Below are 3,352 nucleotides of genomic sequence, written 5' to 3' on the forward strand. Positions count from 1 at the left end.
ATCGGATACCGGGCATCGAGGATGTTCTCACCGTCCAGCAGTACCTCGCCGGTGGCGCGCAGCTTGGGGTAGAGCGAGTAGATGCGGTTGAACACGCGCAGCAGGGTGGACTTGCCGCAGCCGGAGGGTCCGATCAGCGCGGTCACGCGCTTTTCCGGGATTTCGAGGTTGATGTTCTTCAGCGCATGGAAATCGCCGTAATAGAAGTCCAGGCCCTTGGCGGCCAGTTTCACGCTGGCGGTCGCGGCGTGTTCGTCGTGGCGCTGCGGCGTCACCACGGCGATGCGGGCGGCGTCATTCATGGGTCACCTTGTTTCGAAGAAGGATGGTTCGGGCGATCAGGCTGAGCACCAGCACCATGCCGGTGACGAGGAAGGCGCCTGCCCAGGCCAGCGAGTTCCAGGAGTCGTACGGGCTCATCGCGTATTGGAAGATGACCATGGGCAGGTTGGCCATCGACTGGTTGAGATCCGTGCTCCAGAACTGGTTGTTGAAGGCGGTGAACAGCAGCGGCGCGGTCTCGCCGCTGATGCGTGCCAGCGCCAGCAGGATGCCGGTGACGATGCCCGGCAGCGCGGATCGCATCAGCACCTGGGTGGTGACCTTCCACTGCGGCACGCCCAGAGACAGCGCGGCCTCGCGCATCTGCTGCGGTACCAGCCGCAGCATCTCGTCGGTGGTGCGCACGATCACCGGCAACGCGATGAACGCCAGCGCGACGGCGCCGGCCCATGCCGAGTAGTGGCCCATCTGTGCCACCATCACGGTGTAGATGAAGAGGCCCAGCACGATCGACGGTGCCGACAGCAGGATGTCGTTGACGAAGCGGACCGTTTCGCCCAGCCAGTGCTTGTTGGCGTACTCGGCCAGGTAGGTGCCTGCGGCGATGCCGATGGGCGTGCCCAGCACGATGGCCAGCAGGCTCATCACCACGCTGCCGAACAGCGCGTTGGCCAGGCCGCCGGGTTCGTTCGGCGGCGGCGTCATCTGGGTGAACAAATCCAGGTTCAGGCTGCCCATGCCCTTGGTGATCGTGGTCCACAGGATCCAGACCAGCCACATCAGGCCGAAGATGGCCGCGGCGATCGACAGCGTCAGGGCGACGGCGTTCTTGACCTTGCGGAACGTGTACAGGGACGCGGACATCAGTTGCCCTCGCGCTTGGCCAGCTGGCGCAGCATCAGGCGGGCGACGGCCAGCACGATGAAGGTCAGCAGGAACAGGGTGAAGCCGAGCAGCAGCAGCGATCCCTTGTGCAGCGGGTCGGTGGCTTCGGCGAATTCGTTGGCGATGGTGGAGGCGATGGAGGTGCCGGGCTCCAGCAGAGCGGCGCTGATCGTGTAGGCGTTGCCGATGACGAACGTCACCGCCATGGTCTCGCCGAGGGCGCGGCCCAGGCCCAGGAAGACGCCGCCGATCACGGCCGAGCGCGTATACGGCAGCACCACGTCCCACACGACCTCCCATTTCGTGGAGCCCAGCGCGTACGCCGATTCCTTCAGTCGGCCCGGGACCGTCAGGAAGACCTCGCGCATCACCGACGACACGAACGGGATCACCATGATCGCCAGCACCAGCCCTGCGGTCAGCATGCCGATGCCCAGCGGCGGACCCGAAAGCACCGCGCCGACGAGCGGCAGCTGGCCGAGGTTGTCGTTGATCCACGGATAGACGTGTTCGCTCAACTGCGGCGCCAGCACGAAGAGGCCCCACATGCCGTAGATGATCGAAGGGATGCCGGCCAGCAGTTCGATCGCCATGCCCACCGGTCCGCGCATCCAGGCCGGTGCCACTTCGGTCAGGAACACCGCGATGCCGAAACTCACCGGCACCGCGATCAGCATGGCCACGCCGGCGCTGACCAGCGTGCCGAACACCGGCACCAGCGCGCCGAACTCGCGCGTACCCACGTTCCATTCGGTACTGGTGAAGAAGCCCAGGCCGAAGGTCTGCAGCGCTTCGCGCCCGCCCCACMGCATCGAAAGCGCGGCAGCGATGAGCGAAATCAGGACGAACATGCCGGCGCCGGTCAGCGTCAGCCGGAACAGCCTGTCGGCGCGCGCGTCTTTCGCGGTACGCACGTCCGTCAGTGAGGCGGGGAGGGCGGTGGCGTTCATGCAACCCGGGGAGTGGGGAAGGGGCGGGGTGACGCGGGAGGCGCTAGTGCACGGTGATGCGGTTACCGCGTGATGACAGCGGGCCGCCCCTCGGGACGGCCCACCGCACGATCTGCATCAGAGCTTGATCTCGGTGCTCCAGTACTGCTCGATCTGGCCGACCAGCTCCGGCGGCAGCGGCACGTAGTCCAGTTCGTTGGCCTGCGCCTGGCCCTGCTCGTAGGCCCACTTGAAGAAGTCCAGCGTGTGCTTGGCCTTGGCCGCATCCTTGGGCTGTTTGTAGACCAGGATGAAGTTGGTCGCGGTGATCGGCCACGCCTGTTCGCCCGGCGCGTTGGTGATGACCAGGTTGAAGTCCTTGGCGCTGGCCCAGTCGGCACTGGCCGCGGCGGCGGCGAAGCTCTCCGGCGTGGGCTTCACGAACTGGCCGGCGGCGTTCTGCAGCGACGCGTACGACATGTTGTTCTGCTCGRCATAGGCCAGTTCGACGTAGCCGATGGAGCCCTTAAGCTGGCGCACGTAGGCGGCCACGCCTTCGTTGCCCTTGCCGCCGACACCGCCCGGCCAGTTGACCGAGGTGCCTTCGCCGACCTTCGACTTCCATTCGGGACTGACCTTGGACAGGTAGTTGACGAAGTTGAAGGTGGTGCCCGATCCGTCGGAGCGGTGCACGGTGTTGATCTTGCCGGCGGGCAGGGCCACGCCCGGATTCAGCGCGACGATCGCCGGATCGTTCCAGGTGGTGATCTTGTGCAGGAAGATGTCGGCCAGGACGGTGCCATTGAGCTTCAGCTGTCCCGGCTGCAGGCCTTCCACGTTGATGACCGGCACCACGCCGCCGATGACCGACGGGAACTGGGCCAGGCCGGCCTGCGCCAGCTCTTCCGAAGAGAGCGGCTTGTCGGACGAACCGAAATCGACGGTCGCCGCCTTGATCTGCGCGATGCCGCCGCCGGAGCCGATCGACTGGTAGTTGATCTTGGCGCCGGTGGTCTTGTTGTAGTCCGTGGACCAGCGCGCCATCAGCGGGTAGATGAACGATGCGCCCGCGCCGGTCAGCTCGGCGGAGATCTGCTGGAACCCGCTGGCGGCCGGTGCGGCGGCATCGCCGCCGGCCGACGGGGCCGGTGCATCGGTCTTGCCACCGCAGGCCGTGGCAAAGAAGGCGGTGGCCAGGGCCAGCGTGGCCAGGCGGGCAGTGCAGATAGGCATGGGCTCTCCAGACAGGTCGTGTG

General features: G+C 66.3%; 4 protein-coding genes. All 4 read right to left on the reverse strand.

What is annotated here, in order from left to right; all coding sequences use genetic code 11:
* A partial coding sequence (locus AC04L7_RS15020; protein WP_475513309.1) for an ATP-binding cassette domain-containing protein occupies positions 1 to 302 on the reverse strand: 302 nt, incomplete at its 3' end.
* Positions 295 to 1,146 carry a phosphate ABC transporter permease PstA gene (pstA, locus tag AC04L7_RS15025; RefSeq protein WP_296280432.1) on the reverse strand — a complete coding sequence of 284 codons (852 nt, stop codon included), beginning with the start codon at positions 1,144 to 1,146 and terminating at the stop codon, positions 295 to 297. The genes AC04L7_RS15020 and pstA, both read right to left, overlap by 8 nt.
* The gene (gene pstC, locus AC04L7_RS15030) at positions 1,146 to 2,117 is read right to left on the reverse strand and encodes a phosphate ABC transporter permease subunit PstC (RefSeq protein ID WP_475513310.1); all 972 of its coding nucleotides are present in this window, start codon (positions 2,115 to 2,117) and stop codon (positions 1,146 to 1,148) included. The genes pstA and pstC overlap by 1 nt, the downstream gene beginning before the upstream one ends.
* Positions 2,118 to 2,234: 117 nt before the next feature.
* On the reverse strand, positions 2,235 to 3,329 hold the full coding sequence (pstS, locus tag AC04L7_RS15035; protein WP_475513311.1) for a phosphate ABC transporter substrate-binding protein PstS: 1,095 nt from the start codon (positions 3,327 to 3,329) through the stop codon (positions 2,235 to 2,237).
* Positions 3,330 to 3,352 lie beyond the last annotated feature (23 nt).

It is taken from the genome of Pseudoxanthomonas sp. LjRoot204_2 (assembly GCF_056175765.1).